17 protein-coding genes and 1 pseudogene are annotated in these 15,873 nt (G+C 58.8%); 11 read left to right on the top strand and 7 right to left on the bottom strand.

The features are described from left to right. Window positions 1-7 precede the first annotated feature (7 nt). From pstA to AC1DSG_RS09735, 7 genes and pseudogenes are all read left to right on the top strand, one after another. Entirely contained in the window at window positions 8-1,678 is a 1,671-nt protein-coding gene (gene pstA, locus AC1DSG_RS09765) for a phosphate ABC transporter permease PstA (protein ID WP_477790699.1), read from the top strand. 94 nt (window positions 1,679-1,772) lie between these two features. After that, window positions 1,773-2,606: a phosphate ABC transporter ATP-binding protein PstB gene (gene pstB, locus AC1DSG_RS09760; RefSeq protein ID WP_007942698.1), complete on the top strand. Its 834-nt coding sequence runs from the start codon at window positions 1,773-1,775 to the stop codon at window positions 2,604-2,606. 114 nt (window positions 2,607-2,720) lie between these two features. Beyond that, complete coding sequence (gene phoU / locus AC1DSG_RS09755; RefSeq protein WP_477790698.1) at window positions 2,721-3,482, top strand: phosphate signaling complex protein PhoU; 762 nt, start codon at window positions 2,721-2,723, stop codon at window positions 3,480-3,482. A 166-nt stretch (window positions 3,483-3,648) separates the two neighbouring features. Next, entirely contained in the window at window positions 3,649-4,548 is a 900-nt protein-coding gene (locus AC1DSG_RS09750) for a response regulator (protein WP_477790697.1), read from the top strand. A gap of 216 nt (window positions 4,549-4,764) precedes the next feature. Further along, window positions 4,765-5,088: pseudogene (locus AC1DSG_RS09745) on the top strand (type II toxin-antitoxin system RelE/ParE family toxin). 3 nt (window positions 5,089-5,091) lie between these two features. Then, window positions 5,092-5,403: a helix-turn-helix domain-containing protein gene (locus AC1DSG_RS09740; RefSeq protein WP_477790696.1), complete on the top strand. Its 312-nt coding sequence runs from the start codon at window positions 5,092-5,094 to the stop codon at window positions 5,401-5,403. Window positions 5,404-5,501: 98 nt separating this feature from the next. Then, window positions 5,502-6,395, top strand: coding sequence for a peptidoglycan DD-metalloendopeptidase family protein (locus AC1DSG_RS09735; protein ID WP_477790695.1), 894 nt, complete (start codon window positions 5,502-5,504; stop codon window positions 6,393-6,395). Window positions 6,396-6,510: 115 nt separating this feature from the next. Here the strand turns inward: AC1DSG_RS09735 and AC1DSG_RS09730 are convergent, their stop codons facing one another. From AC1DSG_RS09730 to phoB, 3 genes are all read right to left on the bottom strand, one after another. Continuing rightward, window positions 6,511-7,851, bottom strand: coding sequence for a hemolysin family protein (locus tag AC1DSG_RS09730; protein WP_007942690.1), 1,341 nt, complete (start codon window positions 7,849-7,851; stop codon window positions 6,511-6,513). A 123-nt stretch (window positions 7,852-7,974) separates the two neighbouring features. Then, on the bottom strand, window positions 7,975-9,261 hold the full coding sequence (gene phoR, locus AC1DSG_RS09725) for a phosphate regulon sensor histidine kinase PhoR (protein WP_477790708.1): 1,287 nt from the start codon (window positions 9,259-9,261) through the stop codon (window positions 7,975-7,977). Between the two features lie 81 nt (window positions 9,262-9,342). Further along, window positions 9,343-10,032 carry a phosphate regulon transcriptional regulator PhoB gene (gene phoB / locus AC1DSG_RS09720; protein ID WP_007896474.1) on the bottom strand — a complete coding sequence of 230 codons (690 nt, stop codon included), beginning with the start codon at window positions 10,030-10,032 and terminating at the stop codon, window positions 9,343-9,345. A gap of 152 nt (window positions 10,033-10,184) precedes the next feature. Here phoB and AC1DSG_RS09715 point away from each other — a divergent pair, with 152 nt between their 5' ends. Continuing rightward, window positions 10,185-10,577 (top strand): COG4315 family predicted lipoprotein, encoded by a 393-nt coding sequence (locus tag AC1DSG_RS09715; RefSeq protein ID WP_477790694.1) that lies wholly within the window; start codon window positions 10,185-10,187, stop codon window positions 10,575-10,577. Window positions 10,578-10,727: 150 nt separating this feature from the next. On the opposite strand, the gene ubiA is transcribed toward AC1DSG_RS09715, so the two are convergent. Together ubiA and AC1DSG_RS09705 are read right to left on the bottom strand one after the other, a co-directional pair. Continuing rightward, a complete protein-coding gene (ubiA, locus tag AC1DSG_RS09710; RefSeq protein ID WP_477790693.1) occupies window positions 10,728-11,618 on the bottom strand; it encodes a 4-hydroxybenzoate octaprenyltransferase in 891 nt (296 codons plus the stop codon). After that, window positions 11,618-12,169 carry a chorismate--pyruvate lyase family protein gene (locus AC1DSG_RS09705; protein ID WP_477790692.1) on the bottom strand — a complete coding sequence of 184 codons (552 nt, stop codon included), beginning with the start codon at window positions 12,167-12,169 and terminating at the stop codon, window positions 11,618-11,620. The genes ubiA and AC1DSG_RS09705 overlap by 1 nt, the downstream gene beginning before the upstream one ends. Window positions 12,170-12,370: 201 nt before the next feature. On the opposite strand from AC1DSG_RS09705, the gene AC1DSG_RS09700 reads away from it, so the two are divergent. The 3 genes from AC1DSG_RS09700 to AC1DSG_RS09690 all read left to right on the top strand — a co-directional run bounded on the left by AC1DSG_RS09700 (window position 12,371) and on the right by AC1DSG_RS09690 (window position 14,178). Further along, complete coding sequence (locus AC1DSG_RS09700; RefSeq protein ID WP_007995385.1) at window positions 12,371-12,541, top strand: rubredoxin; 171 nt, start codon at window positions 12,371-12,373, stop codon at window positions 12,539-12,541. Between the two features lie 20 nt (window positions 12,542-12,561). Further along, window positions 12,562-13,710 (top strand): NAD(P)/FAD-dependent oxidoreductase, encoded by a 1,149-nt coding sequence (locus AC1DSG_RS09695; RefSeq protein ID WP_477790691.1) that lies wholly within the window; start codon window positions 12,562-12,564, stop codon window positions 13,708-13,710. 192 nt (window positions 13,711-13,902) lie between these two features. Beyond that, on the top strand, window positions 13,903-14,178 hold the full coding sequence (locus AC1DSG_RS09690) for an HU family DNA-binding protein (protein WP_003195589.1): 276 nt from the start codon (window positions 13,903-13,905) through the stop codon (window positions 14,176-14,178). A 110-nt stretch (window positions 14,179-14,288) separates the two neighbouring features. Here the strand turns inward: AC1DSG_RS09690 and AC1DSG_RS09685 are convergent, their stop codons facing one another. Together AC1DSG_RS09685 and AC1DSG_RS09680 are read right to left on the bottom strand one after the other, a co-directional pair. Then, window positions 14,289-14,807 (bottom strand): Hcp family type VI secretion system effector, encoded by a 519-nt coding sequence (locus AC1DSG_RS09685; RefSeq protein WP_477790690.1) that lies wholly within the window; start codon window positions 14,805-14,807, stop codon window positions 14,289-14,291. A gap of 380 nt (window positions 14,808-15,187) precedes the next feature. Continuing rightward, a complete protein-coding gene (locus tag AC1DSG_RS09680) occupies window positions 15,188-15,583 on the bottom strand; it encodes a DUF6124 family protein (protein WP_477790689.1) in 396 nt (131 codons plus the stop codon). Between the last annotated feature and the right edge of the window lie 290 nt (window positions 15,584-15,873).

The following is a 15,873-nucleotide window of genomic DNA, read 5'->3' as shown; positions in this document are numbered from 1 at the left end:
GAAGTCTGTGAAACAGAACTCCCTGAAAGGATGGTTCAAGAGCGGCGCCCCCGGCGTCTGGGTCAGCGGTGGCGCGGTGTCCATCGCGGTCATCATGACCATTGGCCTGCTGGCGGTGATTGCCGTGCGCGGTCTGGGTCACTTCTGGCCGGCGGATTTGATTCACGCCAGCTACGACGTGCCGGGCCAGGCCAATCACCTGGTCATCGGCGAAGTGGTACAGAAGGAAGAAGTGCCGCGTGAGCGCCTGAAAAGCGCTGGTCTGCCGGTGCCCGATCAGGGCCCGGAGTTCATGACGCGTGAGCTGATCAAGGTCGGCAACCGTGACTTGAACGGCAATGACTTCACCTGGATCGTCGGCGAGTGGCTGACCAACCAAAAGACGCCGCCTGAGCTGATGACCGTCGAGCGTCGCGAATGGGGCAACTTCTACGGTTACCTGGTCAACGTCAAACAGGACGGCAAAGTCATCGCTGAAGGCGAAGCGGCATGGCCGGAACTGCAGGCGCGTGTTGATCGTGTAAACAAGCTCGCGGCACAGCTCAAGTCTCTGGAAAAGACTGACATTGGCGCGATCAACGCGGGTCTGGAACGCATTCGTCTGCACGGTCGCAAACTGGAACTGGCGGGCAAGCTCGACGCCGCCGCGCAAGCGGACATGGATGCCGAGCGCGCCGAGCTCAATGCACGTTATCAAGACATCGAAGTCCGTCTGAATGACCTGCACGCCCAGTTCAACCGCGACAGCCTCACGGCCCGCGATGCGAACGGCAAAGAAGTCGAAATCAGCATCGGCAAAGTGGTTCATGCCTACCAGCCGAACGCCATGGGCACGATGACCAAGATCGGCTTCTACTTCAGCAAGGTCTGGGAGTTCCTCAGCGACGACCCGCGTGAAGCGAACACCGAAGGCGGGATCTTCCCGGCGATTTTCGGCACCGTGATGATGACGCTGATCATGGCGATGATCGTGACGCCGTTCGGCGTGCTGGCGGCGGTTTACCTGCGTGAATACGCCAAGCAGAACGCGCTGACCCGGATTATCCGCATCGCGGTGAACAACCTGGCAGGCGTACCGGCCATTGTTTACGGCGTGTTCGGCCTGGGCTTCTTCGTCTATGTACTGGGCGGCTCGGTTGACCGCTTGTTCTTCCCTGAAGCATTGCCGGCACCGACCTTCGGTACGCCGGGTCTGCTCTGGGCTTCCCTGACCCTGGCGTTGCTGGCGGTGCCGGTGGTGATCGTGGCCACGGAAGAAGGTCTGGCGCGGATTCCTCGCACCGTGCGTGAAGGCTCGTTGGCCCTCGGCGCTACCAAGGCGGAAACCTTGTGGAAGATCGTTCTGCCGATGGCCAGCCCGGCGATGATGACCGGCATGATCCTCGCCGTGRCCCGCGCCGCCGGTGAAGTGGCGCCGTTGATGCTCGTCGGTGTAGTGAAACTGGCACCGTCGCTGCCGCTGGATGGCAACTACCCGTACCTGCACCTGGATCAGAAGATCATGCACCTGGGCTTCCACATTTATGACGTCGGCTTCCAGAGCCCGAACGTCGAAGCCGCGCGTCCACTGGTGTACGCCACGGCGCTGCTGCTGGTGCTGGTGATCGCCACGTTGAACCTGTCGGCCGTCTACATCCGAAACCACCTGCGCGAGAAATACAAAGCGTTGGATAGCTAAAGCCATTAGCCACAAGCGGCAAGCTACAAGCCGCTTTTGCTCAAAACTTGCAGCTTGCAGCCAGAAGCTTGCAGCTACGAACGGAGTGAGACCCATGCAGCACGAAACACATACCCACGGCATCAACATGTCGGCATTGGGTCGCGACAAACAGAGCCTGAGCCTTGAGCAGGAAACCGTGGCCATTGAAGTGCCGGGCCTGAGCTTGTTCTACGGCGACAAACAAGCGCTGTACGACGTCAGCATGAACATCCCGAAACAACGCGTGACCGCCTTCATCGGCCCGTCCGGCTGCGGCAAGTCCACGCTGCTGCGCACCTTCAACCGCATGAACGATCTGGTTGATGGCTGCCGTGTCGAAGGCGCGATCAACCTCTACGGCAACAACATCTACCGTAAGGGCGAAGACGTGGCCGAGCTGCGTCGTCGCGTGGGTATGGTGTTCCAGAAGCCGAACCCGTTCCCGAAAACCATCTACGAAAACGTGGTGTACGGCCTGCGCATCCAGGGCATCAACAAGAAGCGCATTCTCGACGAAGCCGTCGAGTGGGCGTTGAAAGGCGCGGCGCTGTGGGACGAAGTCAAAGACCGTCTGCATGAATCGGCACTCGGCCTGTCCGGTGGTCAGCAGCAACGTCTGGTGATCGCGCGCACCATCGCCGTGGAGCCGGAAGTGCTGCTGCTCGACGAACCGTGCTCGGCACTCGACCCGATCTCGACGCTGAAAGTCGAAGAGCTGATCTACGAACTGAAATCGAAATTCACCATCGTTATCGTGACCCACAACATGCAACAGGCCGCGCGGGTTTCCGACTACACGGCGTTCATGTACATGGGCAAACTGGTGGAATTCGGCGACACCGACACCCTGTTCACCAATCCGGCGAAGAAGCAGACCGAAGACTACATCACGGGGCGGTACGGCTAGCCGTACAGCTGTAAGCCGCAAGCTTCAAGCGGCAAGTTAAAGCGGTTCAGCGTAACGACACAAATTGGCTTGCAGCTTGTAGCTTGCGGCTTACAGCTTTTGCGGAGCAATCGCATGATTAGTAAAGAAGGCCTTACCCACCACATTTCCGCGCAGTTCAACGCCGAGCTGGAGGAAGTACGCAGCCACCTCCTGGCCATGGGCGGGCTGGTGGAAAAGCAGGTCAACGACGCGGTGACCGCGCTGATCGAAGCCGACTCCGGTCTGGCCCAGCAGGTTCGCGAGATCGACGACCAGATCAACCAGATGGAACGCAACATCGACGAAGAGTGCCTGCGCATTCTGGCCCGTCGCCAGCCGGCGGCGTCTGACTTGCGTCTGATCATCAGCATCTCCAAGTCGGTGATCGACCTTGAGCGCATCGGTGACGAAGCGACCAAAATCGCCCGCCGCGCCATCCAGTTGTGCGAAGAAGGCGAAGCGCCGCGCGGTTACGTCGAAGTTCGTCACATCGGCGACCAGGTGCGCAACATGGTGCGTGACGCACTGGACGCATTTGCCCGCTTCGACGCCGACCTGGCATTGTCGGTGGCGCAATACGACAAGATCATCGATCGCGAATACAAGACCGCCCTGCGTGAACTGGCGACCTACATGATGGAAGACCCTCGCTCTATTTCGCGGGTCTTGAGCATTATCTGGGTGCTGCGTTCGCTGGAACGGATCGGCGACCATGCGCGCAATATCTCGGAACTGGTGATTTACCTGGTGCGCGGCACCGACGTACGTCACCTGGGCCTCAAGCGCATGAAAGAAGAAGTTGAAGGAACAAGCGGCGAAACCGCTAATGTTCTGGGCAAAGCTGACGATAAGTAAGACTGCCCAAGACAAACGCCCGGTCTTTTGGCCGGGCGTTTTTGTGTGTGGTTTTCGACGTTAGAAGCAGCGCCCGCGAACGAAAAGTCCCGGCGTGACTGAAGGCTTTTGGCGATGTGCCATAAGCAGAACGGTAGGCTTGCCGGGATTTTTCGAGGGAGAGTGGATGAGCAAGATCAGCGTGTTGGTGGTGGACGATGCAGCGTTCATTCGTGACCTGGTAAAAAGATGTCTGCGTAACGTCTTCCCGGGCATCCGCACGGAAGACGCCATCAACGGCAAGAAAGCTCAGGCCATGCTGGCCAAGGAAACGTTCGACCTGGTGTTGTGCGACTGGGAAATGCCGGAGATGTCTGGCCTGGAACTGCTGACCTGGTGCCGCGAGCAAGACCACCTCAAGACCATGCCCTTCGTGATGGTGACCAGCCGTGGCGACAAAGACAACGTGGTGCAGGCCATTCAGGCCGGCGTTTCCGGCTACGTCAGCAAGCCGTTTTCCAACGAGCAACTGTTGACCAAGGTCAAACAAGCGCTGAACAAGGTCGGCAAGCTGGACGCCCTGATGGGTGGTACGGCGCCTAAAATGAACTCGGCGTTCGGCGGCGATACCCTGAATGCATTGACCGGTGGCAAGCCTGCCGTGGTCGCACCTGCTCCAACGGCCGCACCGTCTCGTGGCTTGCTCAACAGCCCTCCGGTCAAGGTTTCGAGCGCCGAATCGCCTGCCAGCGGTCGTGGTAAAGGTCAGCTGCGCCTGCCCAGCGGCATTCAGCAATGTGTGATCAAGTCCTTGAGCATCAAGGAAGCGCTGCTGGTGGTTAAGCGCACCGACACGCTGCCACACATCCTCGACAGCGCTGTGCTCGACCTGGAGCAGGGCGAGAACGCTGAAATTGCTCGTCTGAACGGTTACCTGCACGCCGTTGTCGCCTATGAGCCGAAACCTGACAGCGAGTGGTTGCAACTGACTTTCCGCTTTGTGGACCAGGATGCACAGAAGCTCGACTACATCTCCCGGCTGATTGCCCGGGGTACGGCGCAGAAGCATTTCATTCCAGGCGCGTGATCTGCGTCGCCTGACAGCCATCGTCGGTTCGGGGCCCGGAGTCGACGATGGACCTTTTTGCCGTACATCAGTTTGTTCCATTCCAACCTTGATTTATATCTGTTCTGATATAGCCTTGAACGACAAGGCCTCTCCTCGCCATGCCTTGAAACAACACAGATCTCCCCGAATAGCCTTCGTCGATTACGCTTTTCCTGTCAGTAAGCGGAGAAGTCGATGCCAAGGCACAAGGATGTGGTGTTTGTCGGGAATGCACTCAAGGATCTGAAGTCATTTCCCCTCGATGCGCGAAGGGCTGCGGGTTTTCAATTGGACCTTTTGCAACAGGGTGCCGAGCCCTTTGACTGGAGGCCCATGAAAACGGTGGGAAGAGGCGTTAACGAAATCAGAATTGCCGAAGAGTCAGGCGCGTTTTGAGTGTTTTATGTGGTCAATCGTCCTGAAGCCATTTATGTGCTGCATGCATTGCATAAAACCACCCGGAAAACCGAAACGCGGGATATCGAACTGGCACGCGCCAGATTTCAGGAAATAGGTTAAGCCATGATGGATCATCACGATCAAACCCAGCGTTTCGCCAGTGTCTGGGATGCGCTGGAAGATTCACCACAAGAAGCGGCGAACATGCGTCTGCGTTCAAAACTGATGGTGGAGTTGTGCAAGACCATTCGCGGATGGGAGCTTACACAGAAAGATGCATCGAAGCGGCTGAACATTACTCAGCCGCGACTCAACGATGTGCTCAATGGCAAGATCGATAAATTCTCACTGGATGCGCTGGTGAATTTGTCTGCTTCGGCACAGCTGGATGTCGATATTTGTTTCCCCCAGGCCGGGACTTTTCAAATGGCGTGACCAGGCGGGTGAGTTCCATTTTGAAACATCTGCCGAATACCCCGGTCCATTGCAGCTGCTAGGCTCGATCCAAGGCCTTACTCAACAGAACCCTGCTCATGTTCGCGCGACTGCTGTTTTTCTGTGGCCTGTTCATGGCCGCCACCTCCGCAATGGCCATAACGGTCTACAAGTCCACCGACGCCAATGGCGTGGTCTCCTACAGTGACCGCCCCACGAAAGGCTCCCAGGTGTTCGTTTTTCGGGATCGCATGGATGAGCACCTTGAGCGTCAGGTGTACCTGGTGTTCATGAAGAAGGACGGCGTGCATAGCGTGTACGTGCGCAATAACCTGTATGCGCCGGTAGAGATCAATTTGAGTTTCGCCGGATTGAAGAACGTCAGCGGCGCGGGTCGACCGATTCACAAGGTGTTGCCCGCGCGTAGCAGCATTCGTGTAGCGGTGCTCACCGCAACTCAGGCCGGAAGGCCGCTGGTGTACACCCCAAGGTTCAAGTACGCCTTGGGCAGCCCCTCAGGGTCCGCCTTGGCCTATCGATACCCGCTGCCCTGGCGTGGCGGTCCGTTTCGCATAAGCCAGGGTGCCAATGGCGAGTACAGCCATTTCGGACCAAAGAGTCGCTACGCGATGGACATCGCCATGCCCGAAGGCACGCCGATCATCGCCGCGCGTGGCGGGGTGGTGGTGAAGACCGAGAGCGGGCAGAGCGGTCGCGGCACTAACCCGTCGGGCAATTTCGTGAGGGTGCTGCACAATGACGGGACCATGGGCGTGTATTTACACCTCAAGCAAGGTTCGGTCAGGGTTCGAGAGGGGCAGCGGGTGGAGGTGGGCAGTGCGCTGGGGTTGTCGGGCAATACTGGCAACAGCACCGGGCCACACCTGCATTTCGTGGTGCAACGCAATACGGGATTGGGGTTGGTGTCGATTCCGTACCAGTTCAAACAACCGGTCGGGGTGTTGCCCAACTTTGTGTTGGGCAAGCAGTAATGTGTTGGCTGATCTGACGCTATCGCGAGCAGGCTCGCTCCCACAGGGGAATGCGTTTCAAATGTGGGAGCGAGCCTGCTCGCGATGAAATCGACTGGGACTCTAGGTCAGTCGATCAATCCAGCATCAACACCTTGGCCAGAATAATCTTCGGCCCTTTCATCTTCTTGATGATGATCCGCAAACCTTCGACTTCCAGTACTTCTTCCTCTTCCGGCACCCGCTTGAGGCTTTCATAGACCAGCCCGGCAAGGGTTTCGGCTTCGACGTGATCCAGATCGATGCCCAGCAGGCGTTCGACCTTGAACAGCGGTGTATCACCGCGCACCAGCAGCTTGCCCGGCTGGTACGCGAGGATCCCGCGCTCGGCCTTGCGGTGTTCGTCCTGAATGTCGCCGACCAGCACTTCCAGCACGTCTTCCATGGTCAGGTAGCCAATGATGTTGCCATCGGCCTCTTCCACCACGGCGAAGTGCGATCCACCCTTGCGGAACTGTTCCAGTAGTTGTGACAACGGCATGTGCCGCGATACGCGCTCCAGCGGGCGGGTCAGTTCAGCCAGGTTGAACGATTCGGGGATATGATCCAGCGCCGCCAGTTCGAGCAGCAGGTCTTTGATGTGCAGCAGGCCGACGAACTCCTGACGGTCGCTGTCGTACACCGGGTAACGGCTGAACTTGTGGCGACGGAACATCGCCAGGATTTCTTTCAGCGGTGCGTTGAACTCCAGCGTCACCAGGTCTTCCCGGGAGTTGGCCCAGTCGACCACTTCCAGCTCGCCCATTTCCACGGCCGAGGCCAATACACGCATGCCTTGGTCGCTCGGGTCCTGGCCACGGCTGGAGTGCAGGATCAGTTTCAGTTCTTCACGGCTGTAATGGTGCTCGTGATGAGGGCCGGGTTCACCCTGGCCGGCGATTCGCAGAATCGTGTTGGCGCTGGCGTTCAGCAGGTAAATCGCCGGGTACATGGCCCAGTAGAACAGGTACAGCGGCACGGCGGTCCACAGCGACAGCAGTTCGGGTTTGCGGATGGCCCAGGATTTCGGGGCCAACTCGCCGACGACGATGTGCAGGTACGAAATGACGAAGAACGCGGCGAAGAACGACACGCCTTTGATCACTTCGGCCGACTGCACGCCGACCGCTTCCAGGATCGGTTCGAGGATGTGCGCGAACGCCGGTTCACCGACCCAGCCAAGGCCGAGGGAGGCGAGGGTGATACCCAGCTGGCACGCCGAGAGGTAGGCATCGAGCTGACTGTGAACGGTGCGCAGGATATGCCCGCGCCAGCCGTTTTTGTCCGCGATGGCCTCAACCCGGGTCGAGCGCAGTTTGACCATGGCAAATTCGGCCGCAACGAAGAATCCGTTGAGCAAAACCAGGATCAGAGCAAAAAGAATCATGCCGAAATCGGCGAATATTGTTGCGAGGGTCAAGCCAGGGGAAGGGTCCATGATGGAGTTTTGCGGGTTCCGTGTATTCAAAAGGGGGATAAATGCTGTGCCTGAAGGGCAGGCACAAGTCAGCCAATGTAGCGGCTGACTGATCGGTTGCCTAGTGGCGCGTGCTGGCCGGTATCAGTCCGCAGTCCTGAGCACTTGCGATTTGCTCACCTGGGCGGGGGCAAAGTGGCAGGTAAACGTACTGCCGTGGCCCGGCACGCTGCTGATTTCCATCCGCGCGCGATGGCGCAGCAATACGTGTTTGACGATGGCCAGGCCCAGGCCGGTGCCGCCGGTGTTGGAGTTGCGGCTGGAGTCGACACGGTAGAAACGTTCGGTCAGGCGCGGCAGGTGTTTGCTGTCGATGCCGATCCCGGAATCCTGCACGCTCAGGTGTGCACCTTGTTGGTCGGCCCACCAGCGAATGCGGATATTGCCTTCGGCCGGGGTGTATTTCACCGCGTTAAACACCAGGTTGGAAAACGCACTGCGCAGTTCCGCTTCGCTGCCCTTGAGCAGAACCGTCGGGTCGGCTTCCAGGGTGATGCGCTGGTTTTTCTGGCCTGACAGTTGCTGGGCGTCGCCCTTGATTGACTGCAACAAGCCGTCAATGACCACCGGCTGGTTGTCCGACGGGTAATCGGTAGCTTCCAGTTTGGCCAACAACAGCAAGTCATTGAGCAACGTTTGCATGCGCCCGCCCTGTTGCTGCATCTGCTGCAAGGCACGGGTCCAGCGCGGATTCACTTCCTCGGCATTGTCGAGCAGGGTTTCCAGATAGCCGCAGATCACGGTCAGCGGTGTGCGCAGCTCATGGGAGACGTTGGCGATGAAGTCTTTGCGCATCTGTTCCAACTGATGGATGCGCGTGACGTCGCGCACCAGCATCAAGTGTTCATTGTTGCCATAGCGCGTGATGTACAGCYGAATGCGCACGTGATCATTGGTCGGCGACGGGATTTCCAGCGGTTCGGCGTAGCTGTCCTGCTCGAAATATTCCTTGAAGCGCGGATGGCGTACCAGGTTGGTGACGGGCTGGCCGCTGTCTTGCGGGGTCTTGAGGCCGAGCAGGGTTTCGGCGGCGCGGTTCCACCATTCCAGGTTGCCGTCGCTGTCGAGCATGACCACCGCGTCTTTCAGCGCGGCGGTGGACTCCTGGATCCGGTCGATCACCGCTTGCAGTCGCCCACGTACCCGTTGGTCGCGACGTTGCAGGTGATAGATGCTGTCGAACACCTCGCCCCACAGACCATAGCCATCGGGCGGTGCTTCATCGGCTGAGTGCAGGCGTAGCCATTCGTGCAAACGCAGCAATTGCTTGAGGGTCCAGGCCAGATAAAGGCCCAGTCCCGCGGCGAGACTCCAGCCGTAGTAGCCGGTAATCAGGCCGATCACCAGGCAACCGGTGACCAGTAACAGCATGTGGCGAATCAGGGTGCCATGCCAGTTTTGCTTCACGGAAACGAGCGTCCTTGTCAGCTTGTCGGGCGGGTCAGGGCAGAATCAGGCTTTGGTAGAAAACCGATAACCCGTGCCACGCACGGTTTGTACCAGATTTTCGTAAGCATCGCCGAGGGCTTTGCGCAGACGCCGGATATGCACGTCGACGGTGCGCTCTTCGACATAAACATTGCCGCCCCAGACCTGATCCAGCAATTGGCCACGGGTATAGGCACGTTCCTGGTGGGTCATGAAAAATTGCAGCAGACGGTATTCAGTCGGGCCCATTTCGGCCGGTTTGCCGTCGATGGTCACGCGGTGGCTGATCGGGTCCAGCAACAGACCGCCGACTTCAATCGGCGCTTCGCCATCGGTTGGGCCGGCGCGACGCAACACGGCTTTGAGGCGGGCTACCAGCTCACGCGGGGAAAACGGTTTGGTGATGTAGTCGTCCGCGCCGACTTCCAGGCCCTGGATCTTGTTGTCCTCTTCGCCCTTGGCGGTGAGCATGATGATCGGGATGTCCCCGGTCAGCTCATCGCGCTTGAGACGGCGGGCCAATTCGATACCGGAGGTGCCGGGCAGCATCCAGTCGAGCAGGATCAAGTCCGGCTTGCGATCAACGATGATGGCGTGGGCCTGCTGGGAGTTTTCGGCTTCCAGACAGTCATAGCCGGCCATTTCCAACGCAACGGCGATCATTTCGCGAATGGGCGCTTCGTCGTCGACGATCAGAATGCTCCTGCCAACCATGCCTTAGTCCTCTTGTCATTTAACTGTCTTGCGCCGCATTAGATAACGGAATTATTGCAGTCGTGTGACAGTATTTTAGCCGTGCGGCGATTGTCATGATCCTGAACTAAGCTCTAAGTCCGAATCCTGACAACCACAAAAGGAAGGTTTCCATGAAGCAAATCTCGCAATCCTTCAAGGCCCTGCTGCTGGTCGCTGCGTTTTCGTTGCCGGCCATGGCCTTCGCGGCCGAGCCGGCGATGATGAAAGGCGACATGATGGTCGACCATAAAGGCATGGTTCTTTACACCTTCGACAAGGACACTGGCGGCAAGTCGGTGTGCACCGGCGAGTGTGCAGAGTATTGGCCACCGTTCACGGCCGAGGCGGGTGCCAAGCCTGAAGGTAAGTGGACAATCATCAAGCGTGACGATGGCACGATGCAATGGGCCTACATGGGCAAGCCGCTGTACTACTACAAGGACGACAAGGCAGCCGGAGAGATGAAGGGTGACAAGAAGAAAGACGTCTGGCACGTCATCACCAACTCCGGGCCGAAGATGTAAGCCTGTAGCAGCTGGCGAAGCCTGCGTCCGGCKGCGTAGCAGTCGTAAAATCTGCTCACGCGGTGTTTCAGATGTGCCGCGTACTCAGGATTTACGACTGCTGCGCAGCCGGACGCAGGCTKCGCCAGCTGCTACCTAAAAGTGTGTTCCTCAACGCAGCGCGTAATCCAGCACAATCCCGACAAAGATCGCCAACCCGGCCCAATGGTTGTGCAAAAACGCCTTGAAGCAACGCATCCGGTCCTTGTCGCGGGTGTACCAGAACTCCCACGCGAAACAGCCCGCCGCTGCCAGCAAGCCGAGGTGGAACCAGCCACCGAGCTCGAATTTTGACCCGGCCAGCAGCAGGCAGCCTAGCGCCAACCCCTGCAACGTCAGGATGATCACCCGGTCCGCATCGCCAAACAGAATTGCCGTGGATTTCACGCCGATCTTCAGGTCGTCGTCACGGTCGGTCATCGCGTAATAGGTGTCATAACCCACGGTCCAGAGCAGGTTGGCGATCCACAGCAGCCACGCCGCCGCTGGCAATTCACCGGTTTCGGCGGTGAACGCCATCGGCATCCCCCACGAAAACGCCGCGCCCAGCACCACTTGCGGGTAATAGGTGTAGCGCTTCATGAACGGATAACTGAACGCCAGGGCCAAACCGCCGAACGACAGCCAGACCGTTGCCGCATTCGTGCACAGCACCAGCAAAAAGCTCACGCCCATCAGCAGCGCAAAGAACACCAGGGCTTCTTTGGAACTGATCTTGCCGCTGACCAAGGGCCGCTGCTCGGTGCGTTTCACATGGCCGTCGACCTTGCGATCCGCCCAGTCATTGATCACGCAACCCCCAGCGCGGGTCAGCACCACGCCGAGGACGAAAATCACCACGTTGGCCAGGGACGGCGAGCCTTTCCCGGCAATCCACAGCGCCCACAGCGTCGGCCACAGCAGCAGATAAATGCCGATGGGCTTGTCCATGCGCGTCAGTTGAATGAAATCCCAGGCCCGTGGGTTCAAGCGGTTCAAGGACTTGAGCAGGCTCTGGTACATCAGCAGTTCTCCGGATGGGCGCGGGTGGCGCTCCACAAGGTCGGCAGGAAGATTTCGGCCACCAATACGCTCAAGGCGCCACGGTCGAAACGCGAGCGGCGGCCCCACAGTTCAGGTGCCCGGGACTCCATCGGCAGCCACGCCTGAGGATAGTGACAAACCTCGATCGCGCGGCGCTGGAACGCGTGATCACAAAACAGCAATTCCCCCAGCGAGCGGCTGCCCAATTCGTCCATGTGCAACCCATCGCCCTGCAACGCACTGCGTGCCGCCACGCTGCGGGCAAACACCCACGCTTCACCGTGACCGCGCAAATAAACCTCGCGCACCCAGCCCTCGCTGCCTTCGGCCAGATCCAGTGCGACACATTCGTCGGCCCGCAGCGATTGCCAGCCTTCAAACAGAGGCGTGACGCTGAAGTTGTCATTCGACAAACGGATCAGCCGTCGGGTCAGGGAGCCTTCGTCGAACAGCCAGTCGAGAATAGAGGCGTCGGGGAGGGGAGCGAGTTGGCTCTGGAGGAGCCAAAGCGGGGATATTGAGTGCGGCACAGTGAGTCATTATTGGCAGCAAATGAGGCGGCGAGCTTACCATGTCAGCCAGCGATTTTGATTGATCCGGGCCGCCATTGCGCCGAACAGGCTTGCATCTATCGGGCCCGATCAGTACAAAACGCCCTGAGCCGGACGGCAGCGCTGCAACCATCGACCGTTCGCCCCGGCAATACGCCTGAATCCTGAGGAAGTAAGTGAATGAAAAAGTGGCAATGTATCGTCTGCGGCCTGATTTACAACGAAGCTGACGGCTGGCCGGATGATGGCATCGCGCCGGGCACTCGTTGGGAAGACGTTCCGGCAGACTGGCTGTGCCCGGACTGCGGCGTGGGCAAGATGGATTTCGAAATGATCGAAATCGCTGCTTAAAACTATTAGAGGAGTAAGGAATGAGCGCACCTGTCGTGATCGTCGGTACCGGGCTGGCTGGCTATAACCTGGCCCGGGAGTTTCGCAAACTGGATAGCGAAACCCCGCTGCTATTGATTACCGCCGATGACGGACGTTCTTACTCCAAGCCGATGCTTTCCACCGGTTTCGGCAAAAACAAAGACGCCGACGGCCTGAGCATGGCCGAACCCGGCGCGATGGCCGAGCAGCTGAAAGCCGAAGTGCGCACGCACACGCGCATCAGCGGCATCGATCCGGGCCACAAACGCTTATGGATCGGTGAGGAAGCGGTGTTTTACCGTGACCTGATTCTGGCCTGGGGCGCGGAAACCGTGCGGGTGCCGATCGAAGGCGACGCAGCGGATTGCGTGTTCCCGATCAACGATCTGGAAGACTACGCCCGCTTTCGCGCAGCAGCGGCCGGCAAGCGTCGGGTGCTGCTGCTAGGGGCCGGTCTGATTGGCTGCGAGTTCGCCAATGACCTGAGCCTTGGCGGCTACGAGGTGCAACTGGTTGCACCGTGCGAGCAGGTCATGCCGACCCTGCTGCACCCGGCAGCAGCGACCGCCGTCCAGGCCGGGCTGGAAAGCCTCGGAGCCCAATTCCACCTCGGGCCGGTGCTCAATCGCTTGCAGCGTGTGGCTGATGGCCTGGAAGCGCACCTGTCCGACGGTCTTGTGATCCCTTGCGACGTGGTGGTCTCGGCCATTGGCCTGCGTCCGCGTATCGATCTGGCGGCAGCGGCCGGTGTGCAAGTCAACCGTGGCGTGGTGGTCGACCGTCACCTGAAGACTTCCCATGACAATATCTACGCGCTGGGTGATTGCGCCGAGGTCGATGGGCTGAATCTGCTGTACGTCATGCCGCTGATGAGCTGTGCGAGAGCGTTGGCTCAGACTCTGGCTGGAAACACTACGCCAGTGAGCTACGGCCCGATGCCGATCACCGTGAAAACCCCGGTGTGTCCGTTGGTGGTATCACCGCCACCGCGGGGCAACGAGGGCGTCTGGACGGTAGAAGGGCAGGGCGCGGACATCAAAGTGTTATGCCGCGACGCCAGCGGAAAACTGCTCGGTTATGCCCTGACAGGCACGGCCGTCATGGAAAAACTGGCCCTCAACAAAGAGCTTCCGGCACTGCTGGCGTAAATACTGGTCGTTCTGTCGGAATCACCCCTCTTTTGTCCCTACAAAGCTCGCGCCGATACTGGCGCGGCTCTTCCTTGCGTGCCATCCTCACTCCCGTCTGCCGCAGCGTAGAGCACTGCGGCACCTTGGGCGCTGTTCCAACGAGAACAGCACGGACATAACAACAAAAAACCGTCAAAGGGGCTTCACTAAATGCGTAAACCAGACCTCGCCGCTGCAATTGCTGAAAAAGCAGACCTCACCAAAGAGCAGGCCAACCGCGTTCTCAACGCCGTTCTCGAAGAAATCACCGGCGCTCTGCATCGCAAGGACAGCGTCACGCTGGTGGGCTTCGGTACCTTCCTGCAACGCCACCGCGGAGCCCGCACCGGCAAAAACCCGCAAACCGGTGAGCCCGTCAAAATCAAGGCCAGCAACACGGTTGCCTTCAAGCCAGGCAAATCGTTGAAAGACAGCGTTAATCCATAATCGCGGCGAACTCCCCGAATCACGGGGAGAACCGGATTGAAAAATGGGCATACCGATTGAATCGGGTGCCCATTTTTTATGGGTGACAGCAATGCAACGTTAGCCAGGCTTTAGCCAACGACGGGTGACCGCCAGTCATCGGAACCCGAAGTACCGGATACTTCGTGGGTCCAGGTGATTTTGCGGTAGGTGAATTGCACCTCTTCCAGGTGCGTGAAGTGCGAGTTCGACGGGTCCTGGCAGTTGTGCATTTTGTTGTTGATGGCGACGATGATCGCGTCTTCCAGTTGGGTGGTGTAGTAGTGCTCTTGGGTGCCTTGAGCCGACGTGCGGTACCACTGGATAACGATTTCGCTCATGCGCTCGCCGGAGGTCAACGCCGCTTGCAGCAGTGGCGAGGACTTGTCGTAGACCTTGGTGATGACCACTGGCTTGTGCACGCGCTGACCGGTCGGTTGGCCGGATTGCGGGTCACGCGGGATGATCACGTCGTGGCTGAACGCCTGAACCATGACCTGGTCTTCGTGACCTTCCTGGTAGGTGTTGCCCACCGAGTCGGCGGTGAACGCGCCGGCAGTGATCAGACCTTGTTTCTCGCCAGTGACGGACATGTACGCGGGTATCGCCATGGGTGTGCTCCTTGCTCAATAAGTGAAGGTGCCCGAGAGGCGGTATCGCCTGCCGGGTGCCTTGCACATGTCAAGCTTCGTACCATGTCGGGGAAACTGCCTATAAATCAAGGATGAGTAATTCTGATCTGTAGGATGTTTTGCTCGTTATTCGAAGGAGCGGCTTTGAGGTTGCGCAGGAAGTTGCGCACCTCTGCGCAACTTCTTGCGCAGTGGGTTTTAGGCCTTTAATTTCGAGGCCTGCGGCGTTTTTTGGTCGGCTTTGAACAGTTTGATTGCGCAACTTTTTGCGCATCATGGCATTGAGGCAACATGAGGCGGTGGACAAAAAAATGGGCACGCCAACGAGGTTGGGTGCCCATTTTTTTATGAGTGGTGGATCAGCTGACTCGGCTGTTTTTCCTGGCGAGAATCGCCGCCATTTCTGGCTCATCCAGGTCATCCAGCGCTCGTTCGACCAACAAATGCACGCCATCGGCCATGCGGCTGAGAGTCAGGGCTACGGAGCGTTGTGGGCCATCCACAGCGTCGGCGAGGTCGGCGGCGATGGCGCTGATGGACCGTGAGTCTTCCGAGGCGTTGGCGAGCAGTGCATCAGTGTTGATGTCCGGGCAGACGCTGAAGAGCTGGCCTTTGCGTTTTGGAGGTTTCGGCTTGGTGGGCGGGAAGTGATGGTCGAGGGCGCGCTCGGCGGCGTCGTTGAGTTTGTTTGAGTCGGGGCTTTCGTAGGGGGAGACCGGATCGGTGTCCGGAGGGTTGGGAGTTACTTTGAACATGATCTTCAATTCCTTGTGTGATGCTGACACCACTTCGCCGACTAAACGAAGGGGGTGGCAGCTGTACGCAGGTTAGTCGGACCGGGGAATTGAAGAAGCCGGCGCACCCGAAGGTGCCCTGCGTACAGCCACCATCAAATGCAGGTATGAGATACCTGTCTGACGGAAGCTTGTGCAACTTCAATTACCAGCGGGCGACTAAACCCGTTCACTGACGATCAGTGACAGGAACCAAGTTACCGACCGGCCTAAAGGCGCACAAGCCGGCGGATTCTGGCGTAGCTGTAGGC

This window comes from Pseudomonas sp. P5_A12 (assembly GCF_056400685.1).
This window is presented reverse-complemented; position numbering and strand designations above follow the sequence as displayed.

What these genes read in the sequence shown, in the direction of transcription:
- ubiA (WP_477790693.1), bottom strand. Translation starts at nt 11,618, where the DNA reads ATGTACCAGAGCCTGCTCAAGTCCTTGAACCGCTTGAACCCACGGGCC.
- AC1DSG_RS09685 (WP_477790690.1), bottom strand. Translation starts at nt 14,807, where the DNA reads ATGGCGATACCCGCGTACATGTCCGTCACTGGCGAGAAACAAGGTCTG.
- AC1DSG_RS09750 (WP_477790697.1), top strand. Translation starts at nt 3,649, where the DNA reads ATGAGCAAGATCAGCGTGTTGGTGGTGGACGATGCAGCGTTCATTCGT.
- AC1DSG_RS09735 (WP_477790695.1), top strand. Translation starts at nt 5,502, where the DNA reads ATGTTCGCGCGACTGCTGTTTTTCTGTGGCCTGTTCATGGCCGCCACC.
- AC1DSG_RS09680 (WP_477790689.1), bottom strand. Translation starts at nt 15,583, where the DNA reads ATGTTCAAAGTAACTCCCAACCCTCCGGACACCGATCCGGTCTCCCCC.
- phoB (WP_007896474.1), bottom strand. Translation starts at nt 10,032, where the DNA reads ATGGTTGGCAGGAGCATTCTGATCGTCGACGACGAAGCGCCCATTCGC.
- pstB (WP_007942698.1), top strand. Translation starts at nt 1,773, where the DNA reads ATGCAGCACGAAACACATACCCACGGCATCAACATGTCGGCATTGGGT.
- AC1DSG_RS09690 (WP_003195589.1), top strand. Translation starts at nt 13,903, where the DNA reads ATGCGTAAACCAGACCTCGCCGCTGCAATTGCTGAAAAAGCAGACCTC.
- AC1DSG_RS09715 (WP_477790694.1), top strand. Translation starts at nt 10,185, where the DNA reads ATGAAGCAAATCTCGCAATCCTTCAAGGCCCTGCTGCTGGTCGCTGCG.
- phoU (WP_477790698.1), top strand. Translation starts at nt 2,721, where the DNA reads ATGATTAGTAAAGAAGGCCTTACCCACCACATTTCCGCGCAGTTCAAC.
- AC1DSG_RS09740 (WP_477790696.1), top strand. Translation starts at nt 5,092, where the DNA reads ATGATGGATCATCACGATCAAACCCAGCGTTTCGCCAGTGTCTGGGAT.
- AC1DSG_RS09700 (WP_007995385.1), top strand. Translation starts at nt 12,371, where the DNA reads ATGAAAAAGTGGCAATGTATCGTCTGCGGCCTGATTTACAACGAAGCT.
- AC1DSG_RS09695 (WP_477790691.1), top strand. Translation starts at nt 12,562, where the DNA reads ATGAGCGCACCTGTCGTGATCGTCGGTACCGGGCTGGCTGGCTATAAC.
- AC1DSG_RS09730 (WP_007942690.1), bottom strand. Translation starts at nt 7,851, where the DNA reads ATGGACCCTTCCCCTGGCTTGACCCTCGCAACAATATTCGCCGATTTC.